15 protein-coding genes are annotated in these 16,192 nt (G+C 61.4%); 4 read left to right on the forward strand and 11 right to left on the reverse strand.

Features of this window, described 5'->3' with window-relative positions; translation table 11 throughout:
• Positions 1-25: 25 nt before the first annotated feature.
• From Q5Y75_RS12220 to Q5Y75_RS12235, 4 genes are all read left to right on the forward strand, one after another.
• Positions 26-1,432 (forward strand): NAD(P)/FAD-dependent oxidoreductase, encoded by a 1,407-nt coding sequence (locus Q5Y75_RS12220; protein WP_306197689.1) that lies wholly within the window; start codon positions 26-28, stop codon positions 1,430-1,432.
• Between the two features lie 42 nt (positions 1,433-1,474).
• Positions 1,475-3,253 carry a sulfoacetaldehyde acetyltransferase gene (gene xsc, locus Q5Y75_RS12225; protein ID WP_306197691.1) on the forward strand — a complete coding sequence of 593 codons (1,779 nt, stop codon included), beginning with the start codon at positions 1,475-1,477 and terminating at the stop codon, positions 3,251-3,253.
• A 137-nt stretch (positions 3,254-3,390) separates the two neighbouring features.
• Positions 3,391-4,425 (forward strand): YeiH family protein, encoded by a 1,035-nt coding sequence (locus tag Q5Y75_RS12230; RefSeq protein WP_306197693.1) that lies wholly within the window; start codon positions 3,391-3,393, stop codon positions 4,423-4,425.
• Positions 4,426-4,483: 58 nt separating this feature from the next.
• Positions 4,484-4,849: a cupin domain-containing protein gene (locus Q5Y75_RS12235; RefSeq protein WP_306197695.1), complete on the forward strand. Its 366-nt coding sequence runs from the start codon at positions 4,484-4,486 to the stop codon at positions 4,847-4,849.
• A gap of 31 nt (positions 4,850-4,880) precedes the next feature.
• On the opposite strand, the gene Q5Y75_RS12240 is transcribed toward Q5Y75_RS12235, so the two are convergent.
• The 11 genes from Q5Y75_RS12240 to Q5Y75_RS12290 all read right to left on the reverse strand — a co-directional run bounded on the left by Q5Y75_RS12240 (position 4,881) and on the right by Q5Y75_RS12290 (position 16,124).
• Positions 4,881-5,645 (reverse strand): SDR family oxidoreductase, encoded by a 765-nt coding sequence (locus tag Q5Y75_RS12240; RefSeq protein ID WP_306197967.1) that lies wholly within the window; start codon positions 5,643-5,645, stop codon positions 4,881-4,883.
• Positions 5,646-5,647: 2 nt separating this feature from the next.
• Entirely contained in the window at positions 5,648-6,688 is a 1,041-nt protein-coding gene (locus tag Q5Y75_RS12245) for a zinc-dependent alcohol dehydrogenase (protein WP_306197697.1), read from the reverse strand.
• Positions 6,689-6,742: 54 nt separating this feature from the next.
• Positions 6,743-7,606, reverse strand: a complete 864-nt coding sequence (locus Q5Y75_RS12250) for a sugar phosphate isomerase/epimerase family protein (protein WP_306197699.1) — start codon at positions 7,604-7,606, stop codon at positions 6,743-6,745.
• Positions 7,607-7,618: 12 nt separating this feature from the next.
• Positions 7,619-8,506: an NAD(P)-dependent oxidoreductase gene (locus Q5Y75_RS12255; protein ID WP_306197701.1), complete on the reverse strand. Its 888-nt coding sequence runs from the start codon at positions 8,504-8,506 to the stop codon at positions 7,619-7,621.
• A 135-nt stretch (positions 8,507-8,641) separates the two neighbouring features.
• A complete protein-coding gene (locus tag Q5Y75_RS12260; RefSeq protein ID WP_306197703.1) occupies positions 8,642-9,532 on the reverse strand; it encodes a DMT family transporter in 891 nt (296 codons plus the stop codon).
• Between the two features lie 16 nt (positions 9,533-9,548).
• Entirely contained in the window at positions 9,549-10,445 is an 897-nt protein-coding gene (locus tag Q5Y75_RS12265) for an NAD(P)-dependent oxidoreductase (RefSeq protein WP_306197705.1), read from the reverse strand.
• A gap of 18 nt (positions 10,446-10,463) precedes the next feature.
• Positions 10,464-11,492, reverse strand: a complete 1,029-nt coding sequence (locus Q5Y75_RS12270) for a Gfo/Idh/MocA family protein (RefSeq protein WP_306197708.1) — start codon at positions 11,490-11,492, stop codon at positions 10,464-10,466.
• A 7-nt stretch (positions 11,493-11,499) separates the two neighbouring features.
• Positions 11,500-12,447, reverse strand: a complete 948-nt coding sequence (locus tag Q5Y75_RS12275) for a phytanoyl-CoA dioxygenase family protein (protein WP_306197710.1) — start codon at positions 12,445-12,447, stop codon at positions 11,500-11,502.
• Positions 12,448-12,463: 16 nt separating this feature from the next.
• Complete coding sequence (locus tag Q5Y75_RS12280; RefSeq protein ID WP_306197711.1) at positions 12,464-14,092, reverse strand: TRAP transporter large permease; 1,629 nt, start codon at positions 14,090-14,092, stop codon at positions 12,464-12,466.
• Positions 14,092-14,940 (reverse strand): TRAP transporter small permease subunit, encoded by an 849-nt coding sequence (locus Q5Y75_RS12285; RefSeq protein WP_306197715.1) that lies wholly within the window; start codon positions 14,938-14,940, stop codon positions 14,092-14,094. The genes Q5Y75_RS12280 and Q5Y75_RS12285 overlap by 1 nt, the downstream gene beginning before the upstream one ends.
• Before the next feature lie 17 nt (positions 14,941-14,957).
• The gene (locus Q5Y75_RS12290) at positions 14,958-16,124 is read right to left on the reverse strand and encodes a mandelate racemase/muconate lactonizing enzyme family protein (protein ID WP_306197717.1); all 1,167 of its coding nucleotides are present in this window, start codon (positions 16,122-16,124) and stop codon (positions 14,958-14,960) included.
• Positions 16,125-16,192: the final 68 nt, after the last annotated feature.

The following is a 16,192-nucleotide window of genomic DNA, read 5'->3' on the forward strand; positions in this document are numbered from 1 at the left end:
ACCCTCTGTCCCGCGAGAATTCGTCATGGTTGATAATGCGATCCCCCGACACTGGCCCAAGTCCAGCTATGACCCCAAATACGATCCTATTGTTGATGCCGGCCCCGGCCATAACCGCGATCACGCGCCGACCTACTGGATCGGAACCGCCGGTACTCCGCCCGAGGATGACGGCCCCGTATCCGGCGATTTCGACACCGACGTGGTCGTCATCGGATCGGGCTATACCGGCCTGTCCACCGCCATACATCTGGCCAAGGAACATGGCATTCAGGCCGTTGTGCTTGAAGCCAACACCGTCGCCTGGGGCTGTTCGACCCGCAATGGCGGGCAGGCCCAGATTTCGTCGGGACGGCTAAAGCGGTCGCAGTGGATCCAGCGCTGGGGCGTGGATGTGGCCAAGGGCATGCATACCGAGGTCACCGAAGCGTTTGAGCTGTTCAACGACCTGATCGCGCAGGACGACATCAACTGTGATCCGCAGCCCGGCGGGCATTACTATATCGCCCACCGGGAAAAGGTGATGGCCGGTCTGGAAAGCGAAAGCGCGCTGCTGAACGACACGTTCGGCTACGGCTCTCGCATCCTGTCGCGCGAGGAGCTGCATGAAAGCCATGTCCGCGACCAGGAGGCCGCCGGCGCCATGTGGGAACCGGATGGCACCTGCATCCATGCGGGCAAGCTGGCCTTTGGCTATGTCAACATGGCCCGCCGTCTGGGGGCCAAGATCCACACGGCCAGTCCGGTAACCGGTTGGACCGTCAAGAAAGGCGTACATCATCTTCGCACGCCGGGCGGGACTGTGCGAGCCAAGAAAGTAGCGCTTGCCACCGCGGGCTACACACCTCCGGGTCTGAACAAAAGGACCAAGCATCGGCTGATGCCAATCCTGTCGAACTCGCTGGTCACCCGCCCCCTGACCGAGGCGGAACTGGCGGAATGCGGCATCCAGACCAAGTCACCCCTGACCGACACCCGCACCCTGCGCCACTACTACCGTCTGCTGCCCGATAACCGGATGCAGATCGGCAGCCGCAGTGCTCTGACCGGGCGCGACGCGGAAAACGACAAGCACCTGGCTCTACTGAAAAAGGGTCTGGCCCGGAAGTTCCCGGCGCTGGAAGATATCAATCTGGATTATTCCTGGTGGGGTTGGGTTGATGTCAGCCATGACATGATGCCCCGGATCTTTCAGCCCGACCCGGATCAGAGCGTCTATTATGCCATGGGGTATGGCGGCAATGGCGTGATGTACTCCGCGCAGGCCGGGCGCAGGATGGCCCAGCTTGTCGCGGGCGACAAATCGGACAAGGCGTTCTCGCTGCCGATCTTCACATCGCCGCTACCCAGCCATGGCCTGCTGACGCCCTTCCGCCGGATGGGTCAGCGGTTTGCCTATGTCTGGTACTACCTGAAAGACGAAATTATCTAAATATAACAGCGCCATAACGCGCTGCGCACAAGGATTCACACAATGAAAATGACCACCGAAGAGGCCTTCGTCAAAACCCTGCAGATGCACGGCATCGAGCATGCGTTCGGCATTATCGGCTCGGCCATGATGCCGATCTCGGACCTCTTTCCACGTGCCGGAATCACCTTCTGGGACTGCGCCCATGAATGTACTGGCGGCATGATGGCCGATGGCTTCACCCGCGCCACTGGCGAGATGTCGATGATGATCGCCCAGAACGGTCCCGGCATCACCAACTTCGTAACCGCCGTCAAAACCGCCTACTGGAACCACACGCCGCTGTTGCTGGTGACCCCGCAGGCCGCCAACAAGACCATCGGTCAGGGTGGGTTCCAGGAGATGGAACAGATGCGCATGTTCGCCGATTGCGTTGCCTATCAGGAAGAGGTCCGCGACCCGTCGCGCATCGCCGAAACCCTGAACCGGGTGATCATGGAAGCGCATCGCGCCTCCGCTCCGGCGCAGATCAACATCCCGCGCGATTTCTGGACCCAGGTCATCGATATCGAACTGCCGACCATTCTGGAATTCGAGCGCCCCTCGGGGGGTGATGCGGCCATCGCCGAGGCCGCCGAACTGCTCAGCAACGCCGAATTCCCGGTCATTCTCAATGGTGCGGGTGTGGTTCTGGCTGATGCGATCCCGGCCTCGGCAGCCCTTGCCGAGCGGCTGACCGCGCCGGTCTGCTGCGGCTATCAGCACAATGACGCCTTCCCCGGCAACCACCCGCTGCATGCCGGGCCGCTGGGCTATAACGGCTCGAAAGCGGGGATGGACCTGATCAGCAAGGCTGATGTGGTCTTGTGCCTGGGCACGCGTCTGAACCCGTTCTCCACCCTGCCCGGCTATGGCATCGATTACTGGCCCACCAATGCCAAGATCATTCAGGTCGATATCAACCCGGCGCGGATCGGGCTGACCAAGAAGGTCTCGGTGGGCATCATCGGCGATGCCAAGAAAGTGGCCGAGGGCATTCTGGCCCGTCTGGGCGACACCGCGGGTGACGCTGGCCGCGAGGCGCGTCAGGCGACCATCGCAACCGCGAAATCGACCTGGGCGCAGCAGCTGTCCAGCATGGATCACGAGGATGACGATCCTGGCACCACCTGGAACGAGCGCGCCCGCAACCGCCAGCCCGATCACATGAGCCCGCGCCAGATGTGGCGCGCAATCGACAGCGCGCTGCCGAAAAACGCGATCATCTCGTCCGATATCGGCAATAACTGCGCCATCGGCAATGCCTACCCGTCCTTTGAGACCGGCCGCAAATACCTCGCTCCGGGTCTGTTCGGCCCTTGCGGCTATGCGTTCCCGGCCATTCTGGGCGCCAAGATCGGTCAGCCGGATGTTCCGGTTGTGGGCTTCGCCGGAGATGGTGCCTTCGGCATTTCGATGAACGAGATGACCGCCTGCGGGCGAGATGACTGGCCCGCGATCACGCAGGTGATCTTCCGCAACTACCAGTGGGGCGCGGAAAAGCGCAACACGACCCTGTGGTTCGAAGATAACTTCGTCGGCACCGAGCTGGACCTGAATGTCAGCTATGCCGGTATCGCCAAGGCCTGCGGCGTCGAAGGCGTGCAAGTGTCCAGCATGGACCAGCTTACCGACGAGTTGAATAAGGCCATCGCCCGCCAGATGAAGGAGAACAAGACCACCTTCATCGAGGTACTTCTGAATCAAGAATTGGGCGAGCCCTTCCGCCGCGACGCGATGAAAAAGCCTGTTGCCGTAGCCGGAATCAACCCCGGCGACATGCGCTCCAAACGCGTGGCCTGATACTGATCCCTGCCGCCGCGATTTGGTTGCGGCAGGCTCAAACCGACACGAAAGCGCCCCAGCGGCGATAGACCAAATGACCGGCACCCTCCTGACCGCCTCGGTCAGCCGAGGGTGTCGTTTTGAGGATTAATAAGATGCAAACTGCAGATTTCGCCCGAACCAAAGTACAGGGCCTTTCGGGATTTTTGCAACAGAATGGGCAAGGCTTCCTTGTCTCTGCTGTTGTCGCGGCGGCGGCGCAGTTTTTGTCAGAGCATTACGGCGCACCCGCGATGCTGATGGCCTTGCTGCTTGGCATCGCCTTTCACTTTCTGGCAGAGGACGGCCCCTGCAAACCCGGTATCGAATTCACATCGCGCACCGTGTTGCGATTTGGTGTCGCCTTGCTAGGCGCGAGGATCAGCGTCGAGCTGATGGTTGGGCTGGGTGCCGGCCTGATCACCGTGGTTATCGTCGCGGTTCTGGCCACCATCTTCTTTGGCCTGCTTGGCGCGCGACTCTTGGGTCGAGGTTGGCGCTTTGGCGTGCTGACCGGTGGGTCGGTGGCAATCTGCGGGGCGTCTGCGGCGATGGCGATCTCGGCGGTGCTGCCCAAGAACGAGCATTCAGAGCGCAATCTGATCTTCACGGTTCTGGCCGTAACGGTGCTGTCGACCGTCGCGATGATCGTCTACCCGATCCTGACCGAAATCTTCGATTTCAACTCTGAGTATTCCGGGGTTTTCCTGGGCGGCACGATCCACGATGTGGCGCAGGTAGTTGGTGCGGGTTTCTCGGTCTCGGATCAGACCGGTGAGGTCGCGACCCTGGTCAAGCTGATCCGCGTGGCAATGCTCGCCCCGGTTGTTCTGGTGATCTCGATCCTGGTGCGCAAATATGCCGATGACAACACGACGGACGGCAAACGCCCGCCCGTGCTGCCCTTCTTTGTCGTCGGGTTCCTGATCTTTGCCGCGCTGAACTCGCTGGGCCTGATCCCTGCTGCCGTGGTGGATTTGATGAGCAGTCTCAGCCGCTGGGCCCTGCTTATCTCGATCGCGGCGGTTGGTATGAAAACCTCGCTCAAGCGCATTCTGGACGTTGGCGGTCAGGCCATTGTGCTGATCGTCGCCGAAACCATCTTCATCGCGATCTTTGTCCTCTTGGGCGTGGTACTGATCGGCCATTGATGCAGCATCATCCGCCCCATCCAGGAACGAATTCACGGAACGAAAAGGAACTCAAACCATGCAAACCCATGTCATCGATATCGCCAATGACACTCCGAAATCCACCGGCCAGCGGCGCCTGGCCGACCTGCCGGATCGCGTCGTCTCGGGCGATCCGCACCATAATACCGAGATCCAGTTCACCAGCCCCGACGGCAAGCTGACCGTGGGCACCTGGACATCGACGCCGGGCAAATGGCATGCCTTCACCGACAAGGACGAATATTGCTATATCGTCACGGGCCATTGCGCCCTGATCCACGAGGACGGCACCCGCCGGGAGTTCCGCGAGGGTGCCTCCTTCTTCATCCCGGACGGGTTTGTCGGGTTCTGGGACGTGATCGAAACCACCACGAAGCACTTCGTCATTCGGGACACCAAATAACCCCACCTCACGTGGCGGGGTCATTGCCCCGTCACCGGCCCATCCAGCCCCCATCGACCACCAGAATTTCTCCGTTCACATAGTCCGATGCGGACGAGGCAAGAAACACCGCCGGTCCGGCAAAATCCTGCGGCCTGCCCCAGCGCCCCTGCGGGATGCGCGCAAGGATCGCCTTCGAGCGGTCCGGATCATCCTGCAGCGCCTGGGTGTTGTCGGTGGCGATATAGCCCGGCGCAATGGCATTAACGTTCAATCCATGCGGTGCCCATTCATTGGCCAGCGCCTTGGTCAGTTGCCCGATCCCCCCCTTGGAGGCCGCGTAGCCCGGCACCGTGATCCCGCCCTGAAACGTCAGGAGCGAGGCGGTAAAGATGATCTTGCCCCGGCCCCGCTCGACCATCCCTCGCCCGATCTCGCGCGAGAGGATGAACTGGGCCGAGAGGTTCACCTCGATCACCTCGTCCCACCAGTCATCTGGATGCTCGGCGGCAGGCTTGCGTTTGATGGTGCCTGCATTGTTGACCAGAATGTCCGGCGCGACCACGTCAGCGGACAGTTGCGCGGCAAAACCCAGCACCGCATCGCGATCCGAAAAATCGCATTGATAGGCCCGAAAATCGCGCCCCATCGCCGTGACGGCCTGTTCCACATCGCTCCCCGAGGTCTCCAGCGTGGCCGAAACACCGACGATATCCGCCCCGGCCTCTGCCAGTGCCTCGGCCATGCCGCGTCCGATGCCACGTTTGCACCCGGTGACCAGCGCCGTTTTGCCGCTCAGGTCAAAGCTTGCCAAGATACTCATGCGTTTTCTCCTACCTTGATCAGGCTTTTCATCGCTATCGGGCTGCGGTCCAGCGCCTCGAAGGCGGTCTGAATTTCGGCGAGCGGGCTGACATCGGTGATCACCGTGTCGGCGTCGATGCCACCTTCGGCGATGAGTGCGATGGCCTTTTCGTAATCCTCGGGCTCATAGACCCGTGCGCCGATCAGCTTCAACTCGCGCCAGAAGAACTGGAACAGATCGATATTGGGTTTCTGCGCGTGGATGGCGACCATGACGATCCGCGCCCGCGTCGCGGCCGCTGCCGTCATCGCATCGACCCCGGGCTGCGTGCCTGACACCTCGAACACCACATCCGCACCCTTGCCGCCGGTACGTGCCTCGACAACGGCCTGCAGATCGGACTCGACCGGGTTTACGGTGTCAAACCCCAGCGCCTCAGCGATCGCCAGCCGGTTCGGATTGACCTCCGAGATCAGCACATTGCCCCCCGCATCGCGCGCGACCATCGCCACCAATACGCCAATAGGGCCGCCGCCGATCACCACAACGTCCTCACCCGGTTGCAGCCCCGAGAGCCGCACGTCGTGACAGGCCACGGCCACGGGTTCGATCAGCGCGGCATGGTCCATGCGCAGATCGTCGGGCAGAACATGCAGCGTATGGGCGGGAACCGTCCACAACTCCTGCATCGCACCATCGGTGTCGAGGCCGAGAAACTTCAGCTTGTGGCAGATATGCTCATGGCCCGCCTTACAGGCCGGACACTCCCCGCAAGGGTCCAGCGGACGCACCACCACTTTCTGGCCCGGTCTGACAGTCCCGACATTGGCGCCGATCGCCTCAACCGTGCCGGACATCTCATGACCGATCACGCGGTCAAAACCCACCCGCGCATCCATATTGCCGTGATAGACATGCATGTCGGTGCCGCAAATGCCGCAATAGGCGATGCGGATCGTGACCTCATCGGCACCCGGTTCAGGCGCTGTCCTCAGTTCGACCGAGAATTTCTTGTCGCCACGATAATAGGCAGCGGTAATGGTTTGATCGCTCATGATCTCGCCTCCTTGTCTAGCTTGTCTTTGCCCGCCCCGAGGACATTCCAATCGTCAACCGAAATGCGCTTTGAACCGGGCGATGCAGCGGCGAAACCCGGCCTCGAAATCGCCATTCCCGGGGTGGTAGACGGATTCGAAACTGATCACCCCGTCATAGCCATCTGCGCGCAGCGCATCGCCCATGGGCTGGAACTGATCGGCCAGTTGCCCCGTCCCTATCTCGCGCACCTCAAGCGTGGCCCTCGGAGTGTCGACCTTCACATCCTTGATATGGATATGGCCCAGATAGCCATCCTTCACCTCGTCATAGCCATCGGGATAAGCGCGTTCATGGCACCAGCAATTGTTGGCCGGGTCCCAGAGCACCTTCAGCGTGTCCTTGGCATCCAGATCGTCGATCAGTTTGCGGGCGGTGTAGTTGGAGTTGACCATGGTGCCGTTGCCGGTTTCGACCACCAAGGTCACACCCGCATTGCGCGCCAGATCAACCGCCGGGGCGACTAGCGGCAGCATCGCGTCCCAGGCGCCATGCGCCACATTCCATTTCTCTGCCCCGCCGAAGCCCCAGAGTATCTGCTCTTTCTTCGGCGTCATGATGCGGACCAGCGGTGACCCCACCACATGGGCCATATCGATCACGCGATTTAGCGCGTCCATGTGCAGGCTGTGCAGATCATCGCCGAGCTTGTTGGCTGCGGTCATCCCCGCAAAGATATGGCGGCTGAGGCAACTGACCAGCTTTCCTCGGGCGCGCAGCAGCGCGTCGATCTCGCGGATCTCATTGGACGAATGATCGCCCACCTCCGTATCGCCCACGAATTGCAGTTCGGCATAGGTCAGGTCAAATTCGTCCATCACATCAACCGCGTGAACCAGATCCCGGCTGATGCCGTCACAGATTACACCAAGCTTCATCTCCGCCTCTCCCTAGCGATGCAGTTCCGCGCCGACGATTTCTTCCATCACGCAGGCACAGATCCAGTTATCGCCATGTGGGTACTTGGTTTTGCCCTGGTGGAAGATCTGCATCGCGCTCGCCGCCATGAAAAGCGGCACGCCAAGCTCTTCGGCCATGCTGAGCGAGATGGTCAAGTCCTTGTGCATGGTCCCGATGCCCGAGCCGGTCCCCTCGAACTTGCGATCGATGATATTGCCAAGGGCGGTGTTGGTGATGCCGCAGCCCGCGCTTGAGGTGGAGACCACGTTGTAAAGCACCTCACCGCTCACCCCTGCCTTGGCGGCCAATGCCGCTGCTTCGAAGGTTGCGCCGAACATGGCACCGATCAGCGATTGCAGGCAGGCCTTGACCACCTGCCCCTCGCCCGGCTGCGTCCCAACCCGGTGGATCGTGGCCGAGACCGCCTCCATCACCGGTGCGAAACGATCCAGCACGTCCGCCTCACCTGCCGCCATCATGGTGAGCGTTCCACCCTGCGCGCCGGGAAACCCGCCCGAGACCGGGCTGTCAATCAGGTGGATGCCCGAGCCCTCCATCGCCGCGCCGATTTCGCGCGCCTCGGCGGGTTTGATCGTGGCGGTCAGGATCACCGCGCCGCGAGGCTGCATCTGGCCGATCAGGCCGTCCTCGCCCAGAATGACCGATTTGGCCTGATCGCCGTTCATCACCATGACATAGACCGCGTCGGAACGCGCCCCAACCTCGGCGGCGCTTACCGCAGGCGCACCGCCCATATCCGCAAAGGCCTGCATCCGCGCATCATCCAGGTCCAGACCACAGGTCTCAAATCCGTTTGCTATCAGGTTCCTGGCCAGCCCGCTGCCCATGTCGCCCAGTCCAATTACACCTACTCGCATATCAACTTCCCAGTTTCTTCCGGTGTCACCGGTGTTGCGTCTGGCGCCTTGGCGCCGGTTCAAGCCGGGGTTTCAGGCGCTATGCAATGCGCCGGGCGGTCCGGAAGACACCCCGTGCCCTATTTGAATGGCGCGCTAAGATACCGCGCCAGCAGGACGATCCCGCTTGCGTTCCCGTTGCCAGATGATCACGCCGGACAGAACGATCAGCGCCGCGCCCAGCAAGGTCGCGGCATCTGGCAGTTGATCAAACACGATATAACTGGCGATCGTGAGGTAGATGAGAAAGCTGTAGGAGAACGGCATCAGCACGCTTGCCGTGGCAAAGCGATGTGCGCGGGTCAGAAGCTCGTGCCCGGCCCAGGCGCAGGCTCCCAATGCCACCCACAGCGTCAGGACCAAAGGATCGGAAGAGGGCTGCCAGATCGCAATGGCAAACGGCGCAAGAAGTACCGTCCCCACCGCGCCGGTAAAGAACTGCATGGTGCGGCTGCTGACCTCACCCGCCAGATGCCGGGTCAGCAGGGCATAAATCGCAAGGCCCGTCGCATTCAGGATCGCGAGCGGTGCCGCCCAGTGGAAATCAGCGCCAAACGGGTTGATGGCCACCAGCACGCCAACAAATCCCAACAGGATCGCGCCCCAGCGCCAGGGCCCGACATGCTCTCCCAGCAGCGGGACGGATAGCAGGCAGACGATGATCGGGGCCGAGAACATGATCGCGGAGACAAGCGTCAGCGACAGGTAGGTCAGCACAAAGAAGTTACCGACCGTCGCCAAAGCCAGCGACGCCGCCCGGAGCGTCAAGAGCCCGAAATGCCTGCGAATGGGCGCAATCGGCCCCAACCCGCGCAGCCCCGCCTCGCTGAGCGAGATCACGAAATGGCCCGCATAGCGCAAGAAGGCCAGTTGCAAGGCCGGAAGCCCCAGCGCCAGCATCCATTTGACCGAGGTATCGACGACGGAAAACAGCAGATAGGCCGTCAGCATCATCACGATGCCCAGCGTGGGACGGTCAGAGAGCACCGGGGCCGTCAATGCCTCAGCCCGGTTTGGTCGCGAAACGCGCCACAAAGTGGTCAAGCATCTGGCTGACCATGTCATCGCCGCGCCCTTCATCCACCGCTTCGCGCAGCGCGCCCAGCGCCGCCGGGGCCATCTGCGAGGAAACCCCCGCATCACGTGCCATCTGGTCGTAATAGCCCACATCCTTGGCGGCATTCTTGATGGCAAAGGCCAGCATCGCCGGATTGCCATCAACCCCATAGGCCTTGACGAAATCCATCATGCCCGAATGCAGCGGCCCGGCGGCCATCACGTCGTAGACGCTCTGCCGCGGCACACCGGCGATATCGGCCATGGCGAAAGCCTCGGCCATGGCATTGGCCACGGTCATGCCGAAGAAATTGTTGATCAGTTTCGTGGTGTGGCCCGCACCCGTGTCACCTAGATGAAAGACATTCTCGCCCAGATCATCCAGCACCGGCTTGACCCTGTCATACGCCGCCTTGTCCCCCGCCGTCATGATGTTGAGCTGCCCCTCCAGCGCATGTGAGGGCGTCCGGCCCAGCGGCGCATCCAGATAGCTGCCTCCGGCGTCGGCGACCTCTGCGGCCAGCGCCCGGGTGCTGGCGGGCAGCGAGGTGCCGAAATCCACCACCACAGCGCCAGGCCGCAACCCGGCGATCACGCCATCGGGGCCACGCATCCGGCCCTCCACACTGGCCGAAGTGTCCATACACAGCATCACCACATCGCTGGCTTCGGCAACCTCCCGCGCGGTGCCGATCTCAGCCGCACCGCGCGCCACCGCCGCATCGATATTGGGACGGGACCGGTTGGCGGTGACCGTCACATGATAGCCCCGATCCTGCAGCCGGTTGACCATGGCCGAACCCATAAGACCGAGACCGATGAATCCGATGTCAGGTTTGTTCATTTACAGCCCTCCCAGGCGTTAGGATTTTGCAAATTCAGGCACATGCGCACCCTTGCGGGTCTTGATATCGGCGGCCAGCAGGGCCTCGATCCGGCAGGTTGCCTCAAGCGTCCGGCTGGCATCTTCCAGATTGATGATCGGCGCAGTATCCCCACCTATCACGTCGATAAAGTGATCGAGCTGCGCCTCAAGCGGGACAGCGCTTTGCACCGGCAATTGCGCGGGCTGAGGTGCTTGCGACCAGTCTTGCGCACCGGTCCAGAGCGTCAGAGATGGGAAAGAAACGGCGCCTTTTGTGCCGGTGATCCACCACATATCCTGACCGCTGCTCGCGATGTTGGGGTTTTCATCCGTTGCCGCCTCGAACCCCCAGGGGCTTGGCGTGGTATCGGCGAAGCTGATTGTCCCGCAAGCACCGGAGTCGAACCGAAGCGCCACAGCCCCGCTTTCAACCCGTGCACCGTTGCGCTGATGATCCGTGCCAAAGCCGCAGATATCGGTGATCTCGCCCAGCACGAAACGCAGCAGGTCGATGTCATGGACCAGATTGATCATCACCGGGCTGCCCTCGGACTGACGCCAGAGCGTGTGGAAATAGTCGTCGGGCTTGCGCATCGACCAGATCAGCGTCGAATTCACCGGATCGCCTATGGCCCCGGAGGTGATCACCTCGCGCAGTTGGCGCACAGCCGGGTGATAGCGGCGGTGATGCCCGACGAGACAGCGCACATTTGCCCGCGCCGCGCTGCATGCCAGTTCATGCGCTTGTTCCACCGTGGTCGCCACGGGCTTTTCGATCAGCATATGCCAGCCGCGCGCGGCGCAATGCGCGCCCTGTGGGTGATGCAGCCCGGTCGGCGTTGCAATGATCGCGCCGTCAACCTCCACATCTACATCAAAGAGATCCTGAAAGAACGGTGCCGTTCCATCCGAGCGCGCCGGATCCGCATCAACCACCCCGGCAAGATGGCAGCGCGGATGCTGGCGCACCGCCTGCACATGACGACTGCCGATCAGCCCGGCCCCTATGACGAGAATGCGCTTCACCTGTCCCTCATGCACAGAACGGCGCATCCGCTGGCCAGCGGTGCTGCGGCCTATGCGCGGTATTGGCCAGATGATGGCGGGCGTCCCGCCAGCTTTGCAGCCACATGCGCCAGTCCTTGAGCTCGGTTTCCGGCGCCGCACGAGAACGCGCGACAAAATCTGGAAACTGAGGCCGCCCCGTTGGTTGCCCTATCACGTTGTAGCGAATGTCAAAGGACCAGCGATACCCGTCCGACCGGTTTGGCCCGGCACTATGGGGCGTATACGGGTCAATCAGGATGATCCCCCCTGCCCCGATCTCAGCCGCGACCGCGCGCGACGCATCAAGATGGCCGGGCGCGATGGCGGTCTGACCTTGCGGGCAATGCGGCAGCATTTCAGCGGGCGGGTTGGGGATCAGTTGCAGGCATCCGTTCCTGACATTGGCATCCGTCACCGCGATCCAGACGGTCACGAAATCCGTCTCGTCAGCTTCTTCAAGCGTCACGCCCTGATCCTGATGCCAGGCGGTTGAGACGATATGCGCCCGCGCCTCATCGCCCGGGACCTCGCGTTGCGGGGGTTTGATCCGTACATGCTGGATCGGGTTCGAGGTGATCTCTCCTCCGATCAGCGTCTCGACGATGTCCAGAATGCGCCGATGGGTCAGTAGGTCGAACACGGCGGGACCGAAATGCATCGGCGTGTCTTCGGTGATCCCGTCATGAGGCAGGCTGATATCCATCGGCTGGAACCACTCCAACCCGGCGGCGCGGATGCGATCCAGCCTCTCCCAAAAGCTCCATCCGGGATCGGGCACGGGTAGCAGACCCTGGCGCTGCCACCCCTCATAGAGCCCATCCAACAGCCCGGCATATTCGGCTTGCACCGCATCCAGTGTCGTCGTGTCGATCACGTTTTCCACAACCAGATATCCGTCTTGCCGGAACTGGCGGATTTGGGTTTCGGACAGCATGAGACGCCCTCCCTCTCTAAAGCAGTACGGTCACGATGGACGGCCAGATCAGCAGCACCGCCAGCGCCACAAGCTGCACACCGATAAAGGGCAGGAAACCGCGGAAGATATCGGTCAGCGAGATATGCGGCGGGGCCACGGATTTGAGATAGAATGCCGCCGGTCCAAAGGGTGGAGACAGGAAACTGACCTGCATGTTCATACAGAATAACACCCCGAACCAGATCGACACATGCTGCGGGCTGAGTTGACCGATGAAACCGATCTCTTCGATGGGCAGGCGCTGCACGATGGGCAGGAAAACCGGGATGATCAGCAGAACGATCCCGACCCAATCCATGAACGCGCCCATGAAGAGCAGGATCAGCATCATGGTCAGCAGCACCAGCATCGTTGGCATTTCAGCCCCCACGATCAGATCAGCGATGTAGCGCGGACCGCCCGCCAGCGTGTAGGCCCCGGACAGTGCCGCCGCGCCCACGGTGACCCAGATGATCGTACCGGTAGAGCGCAGCGTGCGCATCAGGCTATCCCAGACTAGCGCGACCGAGGCTTCCCCCCGAAACAGCGCGATGATGAACACCGCCATCGCGCCCATGCCAGCGGCTTCGGTAATCCCGGTAATGCCTCCATAGATCGAGCCGAGCACCACGCCGATTACCGTAAACGGCGGCACCAACCCCTTGCCATGCGCCCAACCGAGCTTTGAGCGCTCGCGCCCGAAGATGACAAAGATCAGCGCCAGCCCAACAACAAAGCAAATGGCCAGCCACGGGATATGATGCGGCATACCGAGTGCGATCGGATCGACATTCTCGCCGAGCGCCGCGTTCTGACCGGTGAGCGTCAGGAATCCGACCCGCACCAGCAGCAGGGCAGAAACCCCCGCCAGCAGGATAGACAGGAAGGCCGCAAACATACCCAGCTTCTGCACCCCGGTCGGATCGCCGGGCTGCGGTTCGGGCAGCGGCGCGTCCTCGGGCCTCAGCTGGGTGCGGATCACGATATAGAGGATGATGAAACTGGCCAGCATGAAGCCCGGCACAAAGGCCCCGGTAAACAGCGCCTTGATCGAGGTTTCGGTGATCAGCCCATAGATGATCAGAACAATCGAGGGCGGAATCATCGTGCCCAGTGAACCGGAGGCACAGATCGTGCCGATGGCCAGGTTCTGATTATAGCCCAGCCGCAGCATCTGCGGCAGCGCGATCAGGCCCAGCAGCACAACCTCACCGCCGATGATCCCAGACATGGCCGCCATGATCACCGCCATCAGCGAGGTGACAATCGCAATCCCGCCGCGCACCCGGCTGAGCCAGAAATCCAGCGCGTTATACATCTCTTTCGCGATACCGGATCGTTCCAGCAGCGCCGCCATGAAGATGAACAAGGGCACGGATATGAGCACATATTCCGTTAAGAGATCGAATATCTTCTGGGTCAGGATATAAAGCGCGCCTGTGCCGGGCCGCCCGGTCAGCATCCCTTCGCCAAAGCTGAGCGGGTTGAAGATCAACTCCGGCTCGAATTTCATGATCATAACCGCCAGCGCCAGCACGGCAGAGGCAAAGCCCAGCGGCATCCCGATCGCCAGCAGAATGATCAGGCCAAAAACCAGAACAAGTGAGATCGTTCCTACATCCATCAGTCAGACCCCACGCTGCGTTTGATTGCTTCTAGTTCTTCTTCGTCGATATCATCCGCCGCCGAATGCACGGTCGGCTCCAGGTTCCAGTCGGCGATCAGGTTAACCAAGGCCTGCAGGGCGACCAGCACGATGGTGATCAGCACCATGGGCTGCATAGTGGCCGGAATGGGAGGGTCGAAAGCAGTGCCGAACATCTCCCATTTGTAGAATTTCGTGACAAACACCTGGTGGTAGCTGCCAAAGACCAGAAAGAAGGCAAAGACCGCCAGCAATATGACCGAAATCGTGTCGAAGAGCTTCTGCATCCAGCGGGGCGCCAGATCATAAATAATGAAGATCCGGATATGGCTGCGCTGCTGCATGGCATAGATGCCCGATGCCATGAACACGAACCCCGCGATCCATAGCGTCAGCTCATTGGCCCAAAGCGTCGGGGCCTCAATCACGTAGCGCAGGAACACCTCATAGAGCATCACGCCGGTCATAGAGATGATCATCATCATCGTGACCCGGCCGATGAACAGGGCGATCCGGTCGATCGAGCGCCAATGCGGGTATTCCATCGGCGCGACCTTCACGTTCAGACAGCCGATCACGAAGATGATCGGGATCAGCACTAGCGCGGCCCAGTCCAGCACATCGGCAAACCCGCCGAACAGCCCCGGCAGTCCGGGGACCACATCCTTGCGTTGATGCAATTCGCTCATCTGGTCGAACAGGCTGGGATTGTCTGGCGGGATGAAATCCAGAATGTAGGCGGGCGTGTGCCAGATCGCCCAGCCCGTGCAGATCAGAAAGGCAAAGGGGATCACCCATTCCCAAAATCCACCGGTTTCCTCTTTCAAGACGTCCCCTCCCTTTCTTATGTGATCTCATAGTGCCGGATGATATCCGGGTCAGGCTCAACGCCCAGGCCCGGCCCGGTCGGTACCGTCACGCGACCACCGTTCTTTTGAACCTGTCGCTGAATATCGAGCGGCTCGGTCAGCAATTCGTCGCGGAACCTGTTGTCGGTCGTGTCGAATTCGAGCATCGGCTCCCACGGGTGCAGCCCACCCGGCATCGGCGGCATCGCCGCCAGAAGCTGTAAGTTCGCCGCCACCGCGATGGCCGAGCCCCAGACATGGTTCACCACCGGCGTGAAGTGCGCGTGGCACAGCGCCAGCACCCGCAGGTATTCGGTGATGCCTCCCAATGCGCAAACCTCTGGCTGGGCGATGTCCAGCCCCCGGTTCTCCAGTATCTGGCGCCAGCCCCAGCGCCCGAACTCTGCCTCGCCACCCGAGATGTTGATCTTCAGCCCCGCCCGCAACTCGCGATAGCCGTCATGATCTTCGGGCGCGACGGGTTCTTCGAACCAATAGGCGTCCAGTTCCTCCAGCGCCCGCCCGACATAGAAGGCATCGCTGGTCGTATAACAATGGTTAGCATCGACCATAAACGGGAAGTCATCTCCGACGCTGCGGCGCACAGCTTGGGCCAGTGCGATATCCGGTTTCGGGCCGAACCCGACCTTCATCTTGGTGGCGACAAAGCCCATTTCGCGAATTGCGACGGCCTCATCCTCGAACCGGCGGGCCAGGTCAGCGACGGGTTCATCGCGCAGCATCATGCCATAGCCATAGACCGGAACATCGCTGCGATGGGCGCCGCCGATCAGCTTATGCACGGGCAGGCCCGCCGCCTTGCCCGCAACGTCCCAAAGCGCGATATCGACCCCGGACAATGCCTGCATTGGCATGCCTTTCTGCCCGTGATCACGCAGAAGATTGTAGACCTTGTGCCAGATCACATCGCGGTCCAGTGCGTCCATACCCAGCACCATGGGCTGAATTACGCGCTCGACGATGGTTTTATTGGCCAATGCCACAGATCCGGGGCCAAAGCACTCTCCCCAGCCGGTCAGCCCTGCATCGGTCTCAACCCTGACCAGATGTGCGCTGCGTTTGCTGTAATATTGCTGCGAATAGCCCAACGGTTCCGGCAGGTCGTACTGCAGCACATGGCTGGTGATCCCGGTGATCTTCATCCTGCGCCAGTCTGTCAGATATCGGTTGTCAGATTTTGGATAAGTCGGCAGGGCTGTCTGCGCCCTGC

Source organism: Ruegeria discodermiae (assembly GCF_030758345.1).
Lineage (GTDB): Bacteria > Pseudomonadota > Alphaproteobacteria > Rhodobacterales > Rhodobacteraceae > Ruegeria_C.

Excerpts from the sequence above, each read along its gene's own strand:
- Q5Y75_RS12220 (WP_306197689.1), top strand. The coding sequence starts at position 26 with ATGGTTGATAATGCGATCCCCCGACACTGGCCCAAGTCCAGCTATGAC.
- xsc (WP_306197691.1), top strand. The coding sequence starts at position 1,475 with ATGAAAATGACCACCGAAGAGGCCTTCGTCAAAACCCTGCAGATGCAC.
- Q5Y75_RS12230 (WP_306197693.1), top strand. The coding sequence starts at position 3,391 with ATGCAAACTGCAGATTTCGCCCGAACCAAAGTACAGGGCCTTTCGGGA.
- Q5Y75_RS12235 (WP_306197695.1), top strand. The coding sequence starts at position 4,484 with ATGCAAACCCATGTCATCGATATCGCCAATGACACTCCGAAATCCACC.
- Q5Y75_RS12245 (WP_306197697.1), bottom strand. The coding sequence starts at position 6,688 with ATGAGCGATCAAACCATTACCGCTGCCTATTATCGTGGCGACAAGAAA.
- Q5Y75_RS12250 (WP_306197699.1), bottom strand. The coding sequence starts at position 7,606 with ATGAAGCTTGGTGTAATCTGTGACGGCATCAGCCGGGATCTGGTTCAC.
- Q5Y75_RS12255 (WP_306197701.1), bottom strand. The coding sequence starts at position 8,506 with ATGCGAGTAGGTGTAATTGGACTGGGCGACATGGGCAGCGGGCTGGCC.
- Q5Y75_RS12265 (WP_306197705.1), bottom strand. The coding sequence starts at position 10,445 with ATGAACAAACCTGACATCGGATTCATCGGTCTCGGTCTTATGGGTTCG.
- Q5Y75_RS12275 (WP_306197710.1), bottom strand. The coding sequence starts at position 12,447 with ATGCTGTCCGAAACCCAAATCCGCCAGTTCCGGCAAGACGGATATCTG.
- Q5Y75_RS12280 (WP_306197711.1), bottom strand. The coding sequence starts at position 14,092 with ATGGATGTAGGAACGATCTCACTTGTTCTGGTTTTTGGCCTGATCATT.
- Q5Y75_RS12290 (WP_306197717.1), bottom strand. The coding sequence starts at position 16,124 with ATGAAGATCACCGGGATCACCAGCCATGTGCTGCAGTACGACCTGCCG.